The sequence below is a fragment of the Leptolyngbya sp. GGD genome, assembly GCF_026735145.1.
Taxonomy (GTDB): domain Bacteria; phylum Cyanobacteriota; class Cyanobacteriia; order Leptolyngbyales; family Leptolyngbyaceae; genus Leptolyngbya; species Leptolyngbya boryana.
Genome location: NZ_JAPQKE010000016.1, coordinates 19,100 through 36,933 on the forward strand (window position 1 = coordinate 19,100; position 17,834 = coordinate 36,933).

At 50.2% G+C, this 17,834-nt stretch carries 9 protein-coding genes; 3 read left to right on the plus strand and 6 right to left on the minus strand.

Going from position 1 to position 17,834, the window contains the following annotated elements; all coding sequences use genetic code 11:
• Window positions 1-139: 139 nt before the first annotated feature.
• Window positions 140-1,675, plus strand: a complete 1,536-nt coding sequence (locus OU814_RS30955; RefSeq protein WP_268243271.1) for a hypothetical protein — start codon at window positions 140-142, stop codon at window positions 1,673-1,675.
• Window positions 1,676-1,795: 120 nt separating this feature from the next.
• Here OU814_RS30955 and OU814_RS30960 read toward each other — a convergent pair whose 3' ends face one another.
• The 4 genes from OU814_RS30960 to OU814_RS30975 all read right to left on the minus strand — a co-directional run bounded on the left by OU814_RS30960 (window position 1,796) and on the right by OU814_RS30975 (window position 9,082).
• The gene (locus tag OU814_RS30960) at window positions 1,796-5,233 is read right to left on the minus strand and encodes a DEAD/DEAH box helicase family protein (RefSeq protein ID WP_268243272.1); all 3,438 of its coding nucleotides are present in this window, start codon (window positions 5,231-5,233) and stop codon (window positions 1,796-1,798) included.
• A 425-nt stretch (window positions 5,234-5,658) separates the two neighbouring features.
• Window positions 5,659-6,843 carry a restriction endonuclease subunit S gene (locus OU814_RS30965; RefSeq protein ID WP_268243273.1) on the minus strand — a complete coding sequence of 395 codons (1,185 nt, stop codon included), beginning with the start codon at window positions 6,841-6,843 and terminating at the stop codon, window positions 5,659-5,661.
• A gap of 81 nt (window positions 6,844-6,924) precedes the next feature.
• Window positions 6,925-7,494 carry a Uma2 family endonuclease gene (locus OU814_RS30970; RefSeq protein ID WP_268243274.1) on the minus strand — a complete coding sequence of 190 codons (570 nt, stop codon included), beginning with the start codon at window positions 7,492-7,494 and terminating at the stop codon, window positions 6,925-6,927.
• A 37-nt stretch (window positions 7,495-7,531) separates the two neighbouring features.
• Window positions 7,532-9,082 carry a class I SAM-dependent DNA methyltransferase gene (locus OU814_RS30975; RefSeq protein WP_268243275.1) on the minus strand — a complete coding sequence of 517 codons (1,551 nt, stop codon included), beginning with the start codon at window positions 9,080-9,082 and terminating at the stop codon, window positions 7,532-7,534.
• 15 nt (window positions 9,083-9,097) lie between these two features.
• On the opposite strand from OU814_RS30975, the gene OU814_RS30980 reads away from it, so the two are divergent.
• Together OU814_RS30980 and OU814_RS30985 are read left to right on the plus strand one after the other, a co-directional pair.
• A complete protein-coding gene (locus OU814_RS30980; RefSeq protein WP_268243276.1) occupies window positions 9,098-9,292 on the plus strand; it encodes a hypothetical protein in 195 nt (64 codons plus the stop codon).
• A 722-nt stretch (window positions 9,293-10,014) separates the two neighbouring features.
• Entirely contained in the window at window positions 10,015-12,318 is a 2,304-nt protein-coding gene (locus tag OU814_RS30985; protein WP_268243277.1) for a hypothetical protein, read from the plus strand.
• Between the two features lie 267 nt (window positions 12,319-12,585).
• Here the strand turns inward: OU814_RS30985 and OU814_RS30990 are convergent, their stop codons facing one another.
• Entirely contained in the window at window positions 12,586-13,734 is a 1,149-nt protein-coding gene (locus OU814_RS30990; protein ID WP_326498339.1) for a TIR domain-containing protein, read from the minus strand.
• Between the two features lie 34 nt (window positions 13,735-13,768).
• Window positions 13,769-17,755 carry a beta-propeller domain-containing protein gene (locus tag OU814_RS30995; RefSeq protein WP_268243279.1) on the minus strand — a complete coding sequence of 1,329 codons (3,987 nt, stop codon included), beginning with the start codon at window positions 17,753-17,755 and terminating at the stop codon, window positions 13,769-13,771.
• Between the last annotated feature and the right edge of the window lie 79 nt (window positions 17,756-17,834).

Consider the following 17,834-nt stretch of genomic DNA (forward strand, 5'->3'; position numbering starts at 1 on the left):
AAAAAAGCGAAAACCCTCGTCGGCTGCAACCGCGAAGGTTTTTCAAAAATTGAACAGCCCGAAGGACTGTACCTGATTAAATGTCGTGATTTGATCATAGCAGTCTTTGCGGGAAATAGCGCTATGGTTTCCCAAAAAAATGACTGCTCCCTTCGCTGTCGAAGCACAGCACTCCCAATTATTACCGTCAAATCCCCTTGGACAGCGGCTTTGCGAGATTTTCAGCTATCGGTGGCACACCATCTCCGGCACGAATGCCTCTGATCCCCGGTGGAAGACCCGCACCAAATATCCCCTCCGTCCCCGTGTCCTCTGGCAGCGCTGGAACGATCCCAACGTCCTGGTTGGAGTCCGGTTTGGGTCCACAACCACCTACGCTCTCATCGATATTGACTGCACTAGCACCTATCACCCTGCCACAAATCCTGCTGGGTTGCCGCTGATCCTGGCAGCGCTGGAAACGATCGGCATTGTCCGCCATCTTCTCCTCACCTCGAGCAGTTCCGGTGGCTTGCACCTGTATTTGCCTCTCCCGCACGCCGTCCCTAGCTTCGGACTTGCCCAAGCCCTGAAGCAGTGCCTCGCTGCCCAAGAAATTGAGATTGCAGCCGGACAAGTCGAACTTTTCCCCAATACCAAGTCCTATGCCATTCCCGGCACCTATACCGAATACAACGCGCATCGCCTGCCACTGCAACCCGACAGTGGCTCCCACCTGCTCGATGCTGACCATAACAGCATCGGCAATGATTTAGGGCAATTCTTCCGCTACTGGGATACTGCTGCCGCTGGACAAGACCTAGAAACGCTACACGAAGCGATCGCAGTTGCGCGACGCAACAGCAGCAAACGCAAACGGCATCGCATCGCCGTCGTGGATGAGTGGCGCAGCGATCTGCAAACGGAGATCAACGACGGCTGGACCGGGCATGGACAAACCAACCACCTGCTCAAAACGATCGCCTGTTACGGAGTTGTATTCGAGCGTCTAACCGGAGAAGCCCTTGCCGAATTTGTCCAAAGCACTGCGATCAACGCCCCTGGCTATGAAACTTACTGCCGTCACCAGCACGAGATTGGTCAGCGATCGAGATTATGGGCGCGGTCAGCAGAGAAATACTGGTGGGCATTAGGGAGCGAGCCCCAGCGGAGCAGCAATCCCTTCCGAGGAGACGGCAGCGACGATAGCCCCAACTCTCGCATTAACCAGAATCAAGTGCGAGCCACCGAAGCGCAACGACGCATCCAAGAAGCGTATATGCGACTTGAGAGCAATGGACAACTCCCGAGCGACATCACCAGTCGCATCCGATTGCTAATTCAGGAAGCGCGTACTAGCGTACAGACGCTCTACCGCTACCGAGAAATTTGGCATCCGGAGCACCAGCCCCCCGATTCTTCAACAGGGTCTGTAATAGCAGCCGCAGCAGGCGATTCCAGTGATACAACAGCGGTGAAATCCAATCCTGTAAAACCGCCAGAAACCAGACAGAGCAGGAAATTACATACCTTAGGCAACAATATGAAGTGTAGGGGGATATTCGGTTTTAGTTTTGCTTCTAATGGCTCTGTTTCTGAAGGTGCGATCGAAGTAGTTCTTGAGTTTGGTCTGAAGGATCGAGAAGAAAATCAATTTAATGAGGATCCCCTAGAGAATCTTGATCCCGATGATTAGAATCTGAATTCATACTGTTTATTAGTTTAGAGACTGAATTAATGGCTGTTGGAGAATTTTGGGGTCAGTAAACTTTTGAGCAAGAAAGGTAAATTCGAGCCTGAACTTTACGATCGCGATTTAAGCCGCTGCCGCTGCACGAATATCTTCTAGCAATGAGATTAAGCCATCGACTTGTTGCGGGCTAAATACTCCTTCGGGTCCTTGAGCGTTAATGTCTGTGAAGGGAGACTCGTATAGCAAACCTGGGTTCATCGTGCCGTGATGGGTTAAGTGGTCAATGATCAGGTTGATGAATTCAATTTGGTCGGCTGAGACTGTGGAGCCAGATAAGAACTGTCCAAAGGCTTGCTTGGCTGCTTCTCGGTTGAGTCCAACCAAAGAGCGAATGAATAAACCCAATCCCTCGCTCGTTGCTTTCGCATACTCCAAATTTTCGGGGGTGCCGATACCAGACTCTAATAAGATGCGTTCTAATTCGCTCAAATCAGTTGCAGTCAGCGGTTGATTAAATCTGAGCTTGTGAATCGTGATGTGATCTTCATGCGCTAGCAGAAATTGCCGGGCTTTTGCTCGGAAGCGATCGAACTCGCTGCCACTGCCGAAACTCGGAATTTCGATGAGGGTTTCGGGTCCCAATTCATCTTCAAAGTTGGTGTAAATCGGTTGGCGTTGAGTTTTTTCGACTAATCTCACCAGCGATCGCAGACGCTTCCGTACTCGTTCCAGCATGGGGATGGTTACGTCTTGCCACCAAGCTTCAGTCTGAATCTCCTGAATCAGTTCCATCTGTTCAGCGACACTGGGAATTCGTTCTTGTTCTTCTAGGGCTGCCGCGATTTCTTGGACTTGTTGGCTCAATCGGATGAATTTGGGTTCGGCACGGAGCCTTGCTAACTGCAAACGCAGCATCAGCAAATCGAATCGCTTCGCTTCTTCGTTTTCGGTCGGGAGATCGGTGGGTAGTCCGGCAATGTGATCTGCGAGTTCGCGCAATTGCCCTGGCTGCAAATTGTTCCAAGCGGTTGATTGGGTGTAGGTTTCGACCATCTGCCGTTTGGGGCGAACGATGAAATTGTCCAAATTCATCGCATTCACTTCGGTGTGTAGCTGAGTGGAGATTGCCTGACGGACTTCAACTTCGGTTGTGGGATCAAGCGATGGGTCGATCGTAGTTGTGCTGTCCGTACCAGCCGAGTCGTTTCCTGCTCCAATATTTGGTAGGTGTTTATCCAGTTCGGCTAAGAGGTCTAGGCGTGTGGTAAATAGGCGTTTGCTGAGCGAGGGGCTGACGGAGCCTTCGGTCGGTTCGAGGTTTTGGCTGAAAAATTCGAGGTTTTGGCAATAGTCGAAGAGGTAGAAAAACTCTTTGTCTTGCTTCCGTCCGAAGAGATCAGGGCGGAGGCGAGTGCCACGCCCGATCATCTGCCAAAACTTGGTTCTGGAGCGCACCAATTTGAAAAAGACTAAGTTCACGACCTCTGGCACGTCGATGCCGGTATCGAGCATATCGACGGAAATGGCAATATGGGGCATTTTCTCCGGATGGGAGAAGTTGTCGATCAGGTTTTGAGCATATTCAGTTTTGTGGGTGATGATGCGGGCAAACTCTCCTCGATAGTGGGGATAGTTGGCGTTGAATCGATCGTAGATGAATTGGGCATGGGGGTTGTTTTTGGCAAAGATGATCGTTTTGCCGAGGCGATCGTCCCCTGCGACTTTCAAACCGCGCGTCATTAGGTGGGCTAAGACTTTATCGACGGTATCTTCGTTAAATAACCATTGATTGACTGCTGTGGCTTCGACCCGATCGGGCACGTTGCCCTCTTCATCCCACTCCAGTTCATCCCATTGCTCTCTTTCTGCTTCTGGGAGGTCGGCGTATCGGATGCCTTCTCGCTGAAATTTGAGGGGAACGGAGACGGATTGAACTGGGACGAGGTAGCCATCTTTGACGGCATCATCGAGCGGATAGAAGTCGGTGGGGGAGCCGGGTTGGACGTTGAACAGGCTGTAGGTGTTGCGATCGATTTCGTCTTTTGGGGTGGCGGTTAAGCCGACGAGCAAGGCATCAAAATACTCAAAGATGGTGCGGTATTTCTGATAGACGGATCGATGGGCTTCGTCGATCACGATTAGGTCAAAGTGTCCGACGCTGAATTTGCGCTGGTCGTCGGTGACGTTGTTAATCAGTCCCATCATCGAGGGATAAGTACAGACGTAGACCCGTCCTTCGGTGTTTTTCTCGGTGACGAGGTTGACGGGACTGGAGGCGGGCAGGTGTTTTTTGAAGGCGTTGACGGTTTGATTCACTAGGGCAACGCGATCGGCAAGAAAGAGGACTCGCTTGACCCAGTTGCAACGCATCAGAAGATCGCAGAGGGCGATGACGGTGCGGGTCTTGCCTGCGCCGGTTGCCATGACGACGAGTGCCTTGCGATCGTGGTGTCGCTCGAAGGCTTCGCTGATGCGACGAATGGCGCGGGTTTGATAGTAGCGTCCGGCGATCGCGGTGTCGATTTCGGCGGTGAGCAGCGATCGACGAGTGGTGCGCCGCTGGATCAGGAGTTCGAGTTCGGCTTTTTTGAAGAAGCCTTGGACTTGGCGCGGTGGGTACTGGGTATCGTCCCAAAGCCAATGCGTGTAGCCGTTGGTGTAGAAGATGATCGGGCGTTGACCGAATTGCTGTTCTAAACAGTCGGCGTAGAGTTTGGCTTGGTGTTCGCCTTCTTGGGGATCGCGGCGGGTGCGTTTGGCTTCGACCAGGGCGAGAGGTTTGCCGTTGTCGCCCCAAAGGACGTAATCAACGAAGCCATCGCCGGAGGCGTTGGGCATTCCTTGGACGGGAAACTCACGATCGCGGGGTTGGTCGAGTGCCCAGCCTGCTTCTTTGAGCAGCACGTCGATATAGAGGTCGCGGGTTGCGGCTTCGTTGTAGTCGTGGGGGTCGGGTTGAGCGGCATTGACGAGCTTCGCTTGGGCGACTTGCTGTCGGAGCTGTTGAACTTCAGTGTCTAGGGCGGCATTGATGGCAGTGAGTTCTGCGACTTGAGCGTCTTTGGTAGCGAGTTGTTCGGCTTGTTTTTTGAGTTGTTCTTGGGTTTGTGGGGGGATGGGGGAGGTTTTGGGGAGTTGATCGGGGTTGAAGGTCGCTTTGGGGTCGGGTTTGTCGGTGGGTCTTAAGCCGTAATTGCGACCGAGCCAGTAGCAGAAGTGAAAGAGTTCTCGCAGGACGGGGATTGCGTCTTCTGGGCGGATGGGTCGGCGATCGTGAACGGCGCGGTTGCCGAGCTTGCGGATAATGTCGAGTTTGGCGTGGAGGGCGGTGCCGACTAGGGATCTGAAGCTGGGTTCAGAGAGGAAGGCATTGAGTTCTGTTTTGTAGGGTTGGGTGAGGGTGTCGTCGCATTCAAATAGCCAGGTGACGGCAAGCTCTAGGGCGCGACGGCTGTAGAAGCAGGCGGCGCGAGGATCAGGATAAGCAAGGGATTCGGCTTTGGCAGCGGCTTCGTAAACAGATGCCCACTCGGTTTTGAGAAACTCGAAATGAATCCCCATCAGTACCTCTTTCCTCAATTTCACCGAAGTTTTTAGCTGTTTCAAGGTTAACAGCCACTTTTAGGTTTCGCACCTCTGTAGTTTCCGCAGCAATTAAGGCTGAGTCAGGAATAGAGGAAGATTTTAAACCTAAAAAGAATTAAAAATTCTGCGGGTTTTCCACCTGAATTACTGCGAGTTGAAGGTGTTAGTTTTTACTAAGTTTAGTGAAGATGAGGTCTCTATGGCAAAAACTCAAGGTGGCAAGAAAAAAGTTTATGTTCATGAACATAAGCGAGGAGATTCCACAGTCAAAAAACACTACCGTTCAACGCCTAATCCTCCGAAAAAGTAGTGATTTATGCAAGTACAGGGCAATGTAAACAATCTAATCAGCATCGCCCTATGCTTGCTTGTCGGGTTACAGCAGCCTCTTGTGTATGATGCTATAACGTACTTTGAAAGGCGTGATGTTGCAGTGAAGCAAAAAGGGTATCCAGTTGGGCAAGAGATTTGCGGTGAGTAGTTTTGAGCTGTTCGATCGCTTCTACCTGCCGAGCAAATTCTTGTTGCAGTGGGAGCGGTGGCAGTATTAACGGAAATGACTTCAAATGATCAAGTGTTAGCCCTTCAGTGTTAATTCCCCTAGCTCGTTCAAGAAGCCATCGTTTGCCGTATCTAAGTGCAGTAGCCACAAAAGGTACTGTACAACGCTCTGATATTTTGATGCCTTTGATATCTTGACCAAAGCAGGTTGGAATCCTGGTAATAGCTACTGGAAGGCTATGAGCTAAAATTTTGCTCTTGACTACAATTAGAATTGTTCCAATTGGAACGAGGTTCGTTGCACTTTCCTCAATTGCTTGAGGGGTTATATGTTCTTGAGTGTCATCAAGAAACTCGCTCTTCATATCCTTCGATGTAGCCCAGCAAATCGAGCCTTCAAAATACTCAGGACGCTCCCGCTTTGGAGTACCCCCTCCAACAAATGTTGCAATATCACCAAGAGAACCTTTTTCCCATCCTTTTGGATTAGTCTCTGGATCACCAAACATTTCGAGGAAGTTGGACTGAACGATCGCATCCAGTTCCCCCAACGCCTTCCGCCGCAATCCTCTAAGTTCCTCTGCCTTATCCAAGATTGCTGCAATTCGTTTTTGTTCAGCGATCGGAGGCAAGGGAATCTCTGTACGTCGGATTATCTGTTGGCTAATGTTCGGCTGTGCTCCACCTACGCTTTTTGAGATGAACTCAGGCAGTTTCTGCCGCAATATGTGAAAAAGGTATCGAGAATCTGCTTTGTCTTGGTCAGGGACAATGTGACAAACTGCTTGGTTGGTTGTTGCTTCTACACCTAGAATCCCAACCCGACCAACATTAGCCCCATACATTGCTATAAGAATAGATCCTTTAGGTGCGATCTTTAGCGGTGTCTCTGCTAATGCTTGTTCAGTAACCGTTTCTTCAGTCTGAGCGATAACTGATTCACGAAGTTCGCCAGATTTAACCCAGGGAATGGAGCCACCGTAATACAGATCTTGCTTGTTACGCGATGGAGTTGTTCCACTGCCTGTTTTGCAGAAGGAGCTGATTTGAAAAAATCTTGTTTTCATCCTGTCAAATTTAATCACTCATCACAAGTTGGCAACCTATTGTGCGGGGCAAACCGCAATCAGAGCAATTATTCTAGGATTAACTTAGTTTTATTTATCCTAACGTCCTTGTAATACCTGGGCTGTAGTGAGTTCCAAATTGCCCAATAGCGGCGAAGTGATTCGCTCATCCCCGACGTAAACTTTCTCCTCATAAAACCCTTCGACCCACTCCAGCACCGTCACCTTTTGCTGCACTGGGTCAACAATCCAATATTCAACAATCCCCCGCGCCGCATACTCAGATCGCTTGTAGCGATAATCTCGATTCTCCTGCCCCGGACTCACCACCTCAACCACCAACAGCGGCGGCGGCATATCCAGCAACACGATGGATCGACTCGCTCCCTCTAACGCAGCCACGCCCTCTTCTGAAAACACCACCAAATCAGGAACACGCACCGACACCCTGGTACTGCTCACCGCAATTTCTGTCTTCATCGACAAGCGATCAAAAGAAATGCCTAACCTGAGAAACGTTGCCACCAGAAACATGGCAATCCGGCGATTAATCTCACTCTCAGCAGGCATTGCAATCAGTTCCCCATTTTCCAGTTCATACCATTGATCCGTTCCATCGTCATAAGCCAGGAACTCATCGAACGTCATCCTGTAAGACGCAATGGTCATCCGCCCACCTCCCGCCAAACTGAGTCAGGTATCTCCATTATCCCAACATCTCCTTTAGCTCCTTCATCCCCTGCTGAATCTTGTCCTCCAACTCCGCCAAAGTCGCCAGAATTTCCTGAGGCGGCACATGCTCCACTTCCTCATGAATCACTTCTTTGTAGCGATTCAGGCTCAAATCATAGCCATTCTCTGCGATCTCAGCCTTGGGCACACAAAAACTCTGATCCGTGCGGAGTCGCTCCCGCTCCCTGCCTTCCCGTTGTCCCCACCGTGCCAATACATCCGGCAAATTGTTCTTCGCGTGCTCCTCATCCACCAGCTCTAGCTTCGGCACAGCCCCCAGCTTCTCTTCTGGCAGCAACGGCTGACGCTTATCGTCCAGGCTCCAGCCATCCGCCTCCACCTCATAAAACCAGACGTGATCCGTCCCACCCGAATTAGTTTTCGTAAATAGCAGAATCGCCGTAGACACCCCCGCATAAGGCTTAAACACCCCACCCGGCAGCTTCACCACCGCATCCAGCCTTTGCTCCTCGACCAAAATCTTCCGCAGCTCCTTGTGCGCCTTCGACGAACCAAACATCACTCCATCCGGCACGATCACCGCCGCCCGTCCCCCCGGCTTCAGCAACCGCAGAAACAGCGCCAAAAACAACAGCTCCGTCTTCTTGGTTTTCACGATCTGGAGCAAATCCTTTGCCGTATTCTCGTAGTCCAACGACCCTGCAAAGGGTGGATTTGCCAACACCAGCGTATACTTCTCATCCTCACCCGCATGATCCTGCGCCAGCGAGTCCCGATAAATCACATCCGGGTTATCCACACCATGCAGCAGCATATTCATACTGCCAATCCGCAGCATCGTGCCATCAAAATCAAACCCGTGAAACATCCCATGATGGAAATGTTGCTTCAAATCAGCATCCCGAAAAATCTCTGGATGATGCCCGCGCAGATACTCCCCTGCTGCCACCAAAAAGCCGCAGGTGCCGCTCGCCGGATCACAAATCACATCCTTCGGAACCGGTGCCGTCAGCTCCACCATGAGCTGAATAATATGGCGAGGCGTGCGAAACTGCCCATTCTGCCCCGCGCTTGCAATCTTGCTGAGCATGTATTCATAGAGATCGCCTTTCGTATCGCGATCGTCCATCGGCACCTGGTCAATCAGATCCACCACCTTTGCCAACAATGACGGAGTTGGAATCGTGAATCGAGCATCCTTCATATGGTGCGCGTAGGTCGATCCATCCCCATAGTTGCTGAGAAATTCCGTGCGCAGAAACGGAAACACATGCTCACTGACGACCTCAAACATCTCACGCGCTTCCATGTTCTTGAAACGCGACCACCGCAACTCATCGTAAGGTCGCTTTTTCGGGTCTTGCCCCTCTGGAAACACTCGCCGCTCCATCGGACGCTTGAGGCGATTCGCTTTGTTTTCCTCCAACGTATGCAAGTCGTCTAACCGACGCAAAAACAGCAAATAGGTAATCTGCTCAATCACCTCTAGGGGGTTTGCGATCCCACCCGACCAGAAGGCATTCCAAATTGCATCAATTTGCGATCGAATTTCACCCGTTAGCATTCGTTTTCCTTAGCTTTGAGCCGTCTAGCGCGGAAGCATTTATTCTACGCTGCTTTCAAAGTGCGATCGCACTTTGAAGAGAATCCCTTTAAGAAGCAGATCCTGGGATTACAAAATTGTCCAGATGCGGACAAAGCAGGAAATTGCACCTTGGGGGAAGACGTGAAGTGCGAGGCAGAATTTAGGCACGATCGTGTTGGTCATGCCTAAATTCTGAGTTGATGCCTGAAGCAGTTCTTGAGTTTAATCTGAGGGATCAGGAAAACAATCAATTTAACGAGGATTTCCTAGAGAAACCTCATGATAAAACTCCATCAATACATGAGCAGTTCTGGAGAGAAACTTAATCGGAAATAGAACTATTTTCCAGAATGTATTGTTCTCAACAAAAATTGGCGTGACATTGACCATTTTGAAATATTGAAGATCTTTTGCGGTAATACTTTCAGCGTTTTCATTCGTGTTATATGCACTTTATTTAGCTGCTGGCGACTACTTGGATATCTTCCTGTATGAACTTAACCATCTAAGGCTCGGAAATTACTACACTCATATTTATAGTTATGTTCTATTTGTTACAGATTGATCAGTACTCTTTAAGCGCTCGTCTTTCTACTGCCAGAATTGGTTCGATTCTCCTAAGCCTTACTATGGCTCGACTACGATTCGTATAAGGCAGTGTAAGAGGGTCTTACACTGCCTTATACGATAGAAATCACAGAACTACTATCATAACTGGGCTTCAGCGGTTCAACATTTCAGTAAAATAAGACTTTTCAATGGAATACGATGGCAACACTTCTGCTTCAATGCATGTGTTATATATTAATACACCTGTATTTAATTAGCATCTGATGGTTGTCAAAAACAGTACAAGTCTCAGTGATGTGTATAAATGCTATGTAGAAGTCTTTCCTACAAGGAAGAAGGCAGTGAAAACGGCTATTGTCCGGTATCTGCTGCCTCACCCCGGATTTAAGCTTAACTTTGACGTGGTTGCGGGTCAGCCCCTAAGGCGGCAACAAGCGGCTAGAGGTCTTGAGCTAGCTTCGACTATCAACATAGAGGAGTTGAGCGATCTAGACCGTGTTTTAAGCTGGCAGGAGAAAGTTTTTATCACCCTTGATGTAAAACCTAATGTTCGTGGTGTTTATAAATCGCATCTCAAACACTTTTTGACTTGGTGTCAAGAGCAGGGTTTTTTAAGACCCCAACGCGAAGAGGAATGGGCAATTCCAGTCTGTTATCCAGGGGCTAAGCGGACACAAAGCTACGGTGATAAAACAGCCTATCCTATTACAAATCGACACCTATTAGTGCCCTATAGGTTAAAGCTTGAGCAACTTTCGGAATGTATGCAACAGCAGTTCCGAGAGTTTGAGTCCTTTTGGGTGGATCCTCATTACAGCGGTTATCGCCCCATCCCAGGTGCTGTCGAGGAAATGACTTATGAACTTTGCTTCCGATTTATATTACAACTCCTAGGTTGGCTAGTTCTTGACAAGGTGGACTACTATCACCAGATGCGTCAACATGCTCACTCTAAGCAGGAGAGAAATCCAAGATATGAGTCTGATTGGCTATTAGTAGATTCTCGTCCTCCCGTCTGGATTGAGGAGTTAAATAAGAAATATCCTCCAAAAAATCCTGATCAAATAATCCTCGAAGATTTGATTCCAATTATCGATATTCGTTCCAGTAATCTAGATGCTTGGATCGTCGATGATACTCTTCAGCAAAATTCACCTGACGTTAGCAATCAAGAACTATTAGACGAAATTCAAGCAGAACTATCTGCTAAAAATGTATCGCTTAGTTTTGGCTTAGTAGCTAAATTGGGTCAAGCATTACAACAAAGTCATAGGTTAGAGGAAATTAGAGCATTAAGAAATCTCGTTCAACGTGAGGAAGCCAGGGAACGATCAAAATTAGCTGCTCAAGGGGCTGCTCAATCAGTTCGTAGCTTCTTGAATAACTACATTAGATGGCTTAAATATCAACACAATCCACTTCATAAAGCGGATGGTTATCGAATTAGTTCTAACTATATTCTGAAGTTTTACCATGGCAGTATGAACTGGGCAAAGTTTCTCTATCGCAATATTACAGACTCAACAATGTATCCAGATTATCGGGATATTGCTGTAATCATGGAGCTTCGCAAAATGCGAAGTGAGGAAGAAAATGCTCCTAGCCGACCTAATAATATTAGCCCGGTCAAACGTAACCCTGCATGGCAAGAGCTTGGGCGTTTACTCAAGAAATTGTTGGAGTTATGTTCTCCACGCCTCAAAGTCGATGAGAAGTGGAATATAAATTCGGGGAGATTAAGACTACAAAGAGCTGTTGCAAAAGATTTTCAACGGTACCTAATTGTGATGTTTTTTCGTACGATTGCTCCCGACCGGCAACACGTTGTACGAGAGTTAAGGGTTCATGATACTTTAAGGCTCTATCATCTCAATTCGGAAGTCGAGCAACATGAGGAAGCACCTTGGGATTCAAAATCTAAGCGTTATAAGGTTTATTACAACACTTACACAAAGCTTTATTATTTAGATCCTGCTGATGCAAAAGATGAAACAGGAAATGTCCCTCATCGTCCAATCGGGAAACCTTTTGAATGGGTTGTTGATCTAGACGCGACACAAACTAAGACAGATCGCGAAAGCAGCTATAGAATACCGAAAATCTACAATCCTGAGTTACAAGCTTGGCTTTATGGACGGGAGGATTATTCGGAAACTTGGCATAACTGGCCTTCAAGGAGCGGAACAAAACAGAAGAACCGTTATCGTTTAGAACAATTCAACTGGTGTGGTTTTGTGGTGCCGGAAACGAAGCAGTTATCAGGTTTTCGAGATATATTTCAACCCAACCACGATTACGTTTTCACCCAAAAGAACGGTAATCCATTTAGCGGGAAGTCTCTTAGGGGGCTCTATGAAAATATTATCTGGAGCCATTTAGGAATTAGAGCTAATCCTCATGGTGTGAGAAGTTCTGCAACAGATTATTTTGAGCGGCAAGGGATGACAGATGCAGAAAGTAAGTCTTTAGCTATCTTGAAAAATCATAGTCCTGAAATGCAGGATAGTTCAGCTTACAATAAACTAAAAGCTTTAGAGAAAACTGCCCTGGCGTCCCAAATGATTACAGAAGATTTCTTAAGGGAATTCGGGCTTAATCCTGATAAGTATGGACTACATAACTTAGATAACGGTATGACGAAATAAAGTAAGGATTTTCGGAAGAATACTGTTCCGAGGCTTTAAATGGTCTTCGCTTGGATAATCTTACTAATTGCCCAGAAGATCGGTTAACTTTGATGCTTGCTCAAATGTTCTTGAATCACTGCAAGGATTCTGCATGAATGGTTTGTGGCGCTTTTAATCCTTGTATTCTTATAAATAAAGACCCTCATTTATTGGACGATGAATGGGACGATCGCACCGATGAATGCGTGTCCTTTAGACTAGTGAGATCGCTTGGTTGAGAACGGGTTACTTCTTGGCCAAGGAATCCACTGCTTTCCGAATCCCTTGCACCACATTCAGTAACGCTTCATCCAGATCGCGCCAGGAAGTGACGGGTTTGGCATCCTTCGGTAATACCTGGAGTTTGCTGAAAGGCGTATCCTGCCAATCGCACGGTTTCATGATGATCGGAATGACTCGTGCAGTTCCTGCTGCATGGCGTTCCATTGCCCGCTGCATCTCTTTGTCAAAACAGTATTCTGACGCAATGAAGCGGGGGGTGATTAGTAGCAGAATCATATCGGCCGACTCCAATCGCGCTTTGATTTCCGTGTCCCATTCGGTGCCAGCCTCGATCGCTCGATCCTGCCAGGGTTTAATCTTATTCTGTCGCGTCAGGTTTGCCAGGTGGATGTAGAGTTCGTCTTTTAAGTCCTCATCTTTGTGGGAGTAAGAGATAAAGACTTCGATCGGCTCACCAGCAGCGGGAGCGGTTGGCACTGGAGGGGTAGGAGGGGTAGACTCATACGGTTTGGGTTGAACGGTGGTGCTGCCCGGAGTGGACTGTTTGAGCAGAACCGGGGTGAGGTTTTCGGCAATACCTTCCAGGCGAATCGCAGCACAGCCTAGCTTGTAGGCAAACTCAACATCACGACCCGCTCCCAATGCATCATAGAAACCTACGGCGAACGAGTTCGCAGCTTTATCGCCAATCGCCTGGTTCATGCCAATGATATAGGGAATATGTTGGGCGATTGCTTTTGCCTGCACTTCTGAGTAGCAGCCATTCAGCACCACACAGGTAATCTGGTCGGCAAAGAGTTCAAAGAGTCTCGCTAGAGCAGCCCCGTTAACCAGCTTGGCGTTGCCAATTTCATCCTCAAAGACTAGTCCTTGCTCACCGGCTCCATGACCGGAGAAGTGAATGATTTGCGGACTTACATCCAGCATCGCACGTTGAATATCCCGAGGACGCACGGCTAAGCGCTGCTCTAAGTTGAACAGGTCTCGTTTCTGAGCGCGTTGTAGTCCTTCAGTAATGTCACGTAGCTCCTGATCCAGCCGAAGGCGACCGGTGTCTTTGGGGTTAGCAGCAAGGAAAAGGATCGTTTGCATCGTTGGGTGGGAAGAGAACCTATTAGCGATAATGGCAGTCAGACATTTTGATGAGCTCAATGGTGTTTGTAGGAAAGCGAAAATCCTGTCATTGCTATTTCACCCTCCCCGTATCTACTCCCTCTAATTTCAAAAAATGGATTTGTCCCCCACGCTCCCCGACCATGAATGTCAAGCCATCGGGGGCGATCGCACAGCAAGTTAAAGCCCCGTTTCCCGTAAAACTGGCAACCTCTCTGCCCGTGCTGAGCTCCCACACCTTTACTGTTTTATCCAATGAGGCGGAGAGGATGTAGCAACCATCTGAGGTGACCGCGACGTCCATGACAGAGTTTGTATGCCCAGTGAGAGAGTACACCTCTTTGCCCGTGCTGAGTTCCCACACCTTTACTGTGTTGTCCTCTGAGGCAGAGAGGATGTAGCGACCATCTGAGGTGACCGCGACGTCCATGACAGAGTCTGTATGCCCGGTGAGGGTGCGCACCTCTTTGCCCGTGCTGAGTTCCCACACCTTTACTGTGTTGTCCGATGAGGCGGAGAGGATGTAGCGACCATCTGAGGTGACCGCGACGTCCATGACAGAGTTTGTATGCCCGGTGAGGGTGCGCACCTCTTTGCCCGTGCTGAGTTCCCACACCTTTACTGTGTTGTCCGATGAGGCGGAGAGGATGTAGCGACCATTTGGGGTGACCGCGACGCCCTTGACAGAGTTTGTATGCCCGGTGAGGGTGCGCACCTCTTTGCCCGTGCTGAGTTCCCACACCTTTACTGTGTTGTCCGATGAGGCGGAGAGGATGTAGCGACCATCTGGGGTGACCGCGACGCCCCAGACAGAGCCTGTATGCCCGGTGAGGGTGCGCACCTCTTTGCCCGTGCTGAGTTCCCACACCTTTACTGTGTTGTCCGATGAGGCGGAGAGGATGTAGCGGCCATCTGGGGTGACCGCGACGCCCTTGACAGAGCCTGTATGCCCGGTGAGGGTGCGCACCTCTTTGCCCGTGCTGAGTTCCCACACCTTTACTGTTTTATCCCATGAGGCGGAGAGGATGTAGCGACCATCTGAGGTGACCGCGACGTCCATGACAGAGTTTGTATGCCCGGTGAGAGAGTACACCTCTTTGCCCGTGCTGAGTTCCCACACCTTTACTGTGTTGTCCCATGAGGCGGAGAGGATGTAGCGACCATCTGGGGTGACCGCGACGTCCATGACAGAGTCTGTATGCCCGGTGAGAGAGTGCACCTCTTTGCCCGTGCTGAGTTCCCACACCTTTACTGTGTTGTCCTCTGAGGCAGAGAGGATGTAGCGGCCATCTGGGGTGACCGCGACGCCCCAGACAGAGTTTGTATGCCCGGTGAGGGTGCGCACCTCTTTGCCCGTGCTGAGTTCCCACACCTTTACTGTTTTATCCAATGAGGCGGAGAGGATGTAGCGACCATCTGGGGTGACCGCGACGCCCCAGACAGAGCCTGTATGCCCGGTGAGGGTGCGCACCTCTTTGCCCGTGCTGAGTTCCCACACCTTTACTGTGTTGTCCCATGAGGCAGAGAGGATGTAGCGACCATCTGGGGTGACCGCGACGTCCATGACAGAGCCTGTATGCCCAGTGAGAGAGTGCACCTCTTTGCCCGTGCTGAGTTCCCACACCTTTACTGTGTTGTCCTTTGAGGCAGAGAGGATGTAGCGACCATCTGGGGTGACCGCGACGCCCTTGACAGAGTCTGTATGCCCGGTGAGAGAGTGCACCTCTTTGCCCGTGCTGAGTTCCCACACCTTTACTGTGTTGTCCGATGAGGCGGAGAGGATGTAGCGACCGTCTGAGGTGACCGCGACGTCCATGACAGAGTTTGTATGCCCGGTGAGGGTGCGCACCTCTTTGCCCGTGCTGAGTTCCCACACCTTTACTGTGTTGTCCCATGAGGCGGAGAGGATGTAGCGACCATTTGGGGTGACCGCGACGCCATTGACCCAGGCTGTGTGGCCGGTGAGGGTGCGTAGGAGTGGTCCCCCCACTGTCTCTAGACTAGGAACAAGGCACCGAAGCCAGGGAGATGTTTGGAATTGGGTGATCTGGTGCAGAAGGGCTTGTACCCTAGGGGTAGATTGACCCAACAAGCGCCCGTATACCTGGCTCGGAAGCTGACGCATGTCTTGACTCAAGACATGCGTCGATAATCGCAGTGCCCCCTGAATCAAACGCAATTCGGTATCGTCTGGCGCCCACTCGTAGTCGGCCAGCAAGGCATTGATGTCGGTTGCCGTCAGCTTCGCTTCGATCCAACGGAAATCGTACAACAACGCTTGCAACTGAGTCTGTTGTCCGGCCTCGAACAGATGATAGGCCAGATGCTCAAAGAAATGGCCATCGTTGGGACCCGTGTGCCATCCTTCTAGACAATCTTGCTGGTACGCTTCAAGCAGGTGCGCATGCAGGGGTTGGAGGTCAGTCTGCTGTGCCCTCAGATAGTCCTGCTGAAGGTCGTGCAGGCTCACCTGTCGGTTGGGAACTTCTCCATCCAATCGTAGCAGCCCCTTGTTAGCCAACGTCGTGAGCAGCTGGCGGGCGACTCGTGGTTTCAGCTCCCCCGTATATTGCCAAAACTGCAAGATAGTCGCTTCGGGAAGCGATTCATCGGTCGGAAACATTGCGAGTTCCCGGTAGCGCTCAGCAGCAATCGGATTCGTGCGGCTCAACGATTCCAGACTAACTTGCAAGGATTTAAAGACATCCGGGTAAGGGTAATGGGCAAACTGCTTCTGGATGAATTCTAAATCGGCCTCTCGCAGCGCTTCCAGCAGGTCCTCCCAGGGTGTTAAGTCCCGCACCATTGCTCCACATAGCGAGAGGGCGAGGGGTAAGTTGCCACACTCTTGTGCGACCACCATTGCGATCTCGGGTAACTCCGTTACTTCCACTCCTGCCCAAGTCGCAAGCAAATGAAGGGATTGCTCATCACTCAGCACATCCAGACGATAGGGAACTGCTCCCAATCCCGTCATCAGTTCCCCATCGCGTGTGGTCAGCAGCAGCCGACTGCGAGAACCGAGTGCATTAAACGCATCGGCATGGTCGAGCTGCCAGACATCGTCCAGAATCAACAGACAGGTTCGATTTGCCAACAATTGCCCCAGGCATTCTTTCCCCTGTTTGACCTCATTAAAGGTTGGTTTTTCCCCACTCAACGCCTCCGCCAAGTCAGCCTGCTGGGTGACCAGCAGTGGCTCAATCCCCACTGTGATCCAGAAGATGCCATCGGGAAACGCTGCTTGTACCTCTGGTTCCCGTGCCAGCGCTGCTGCTAAGACTGATTTGCCAATCCCACCCATCCCCTGCACGCCGATGCGCTGAGCAGCACCCGTCACCACCACAGGTTGCTGAATTGCCGATAACACCTGTGATTTCAGTGACTGGAGCTCTAAGCGGGGTAGGAAGTTAGGGGGTAGCTCCGGTACTTTCCAGAGCCGCCCTGCTCGCTCCGCTGATTCGCCGCATTCAGGAACTTGGCCCAGCTTTGATTTTTGTACCAAAACAGGGGCTAAATGCTCTGGCAATCCCTGCATCTGAATTGCACTACATCCCAGCTTGTGGGCAAATTCAATCGGACGGCCTGCTCCTAACGCATCATAGAACCCGATCGCAAACTCTAGGGCGGTCTCATTGCTAATTTCATCTCGAATCCCAATGACAAACTCAACATGCTGAGCAATCGCCTGCGCTTGCACTTCGGAATAACACCCATTCAGTACCACACACTGAATCTGATCTACAAAGAGAGCGAATAACCCAGCTAGCGCGGCCGTATCCACAACCTTAGGCTGGCCTGTCTCATCTTCCAAGACCAAGCCTTCTTGACCCATGCCTCGCCCAGCAAAATGGATTATATTCGGTGGATCATCCAACAGTGCCCGCTGAATATCACGCGGACGCACATCCAAACAAGGGGTGAGGCTGAAGCAATCTCGCTGTTTCGATCGCTTTAATCCCTCTTTAATCTCGCGCAACTCCTGCCCCACTCGGCGCAGGCCATCCGGGTTCGCTGCCAGAAATAAGATCGCTTGTTGCGTGTCGGGTAATTGGCTCATCGAAAGGGGCTGATGCAATGCCAGTTTGGGGCTTCACTCCACTTTATTCCCTGATTAGGAGTTTGTCGAAGCACTGGAG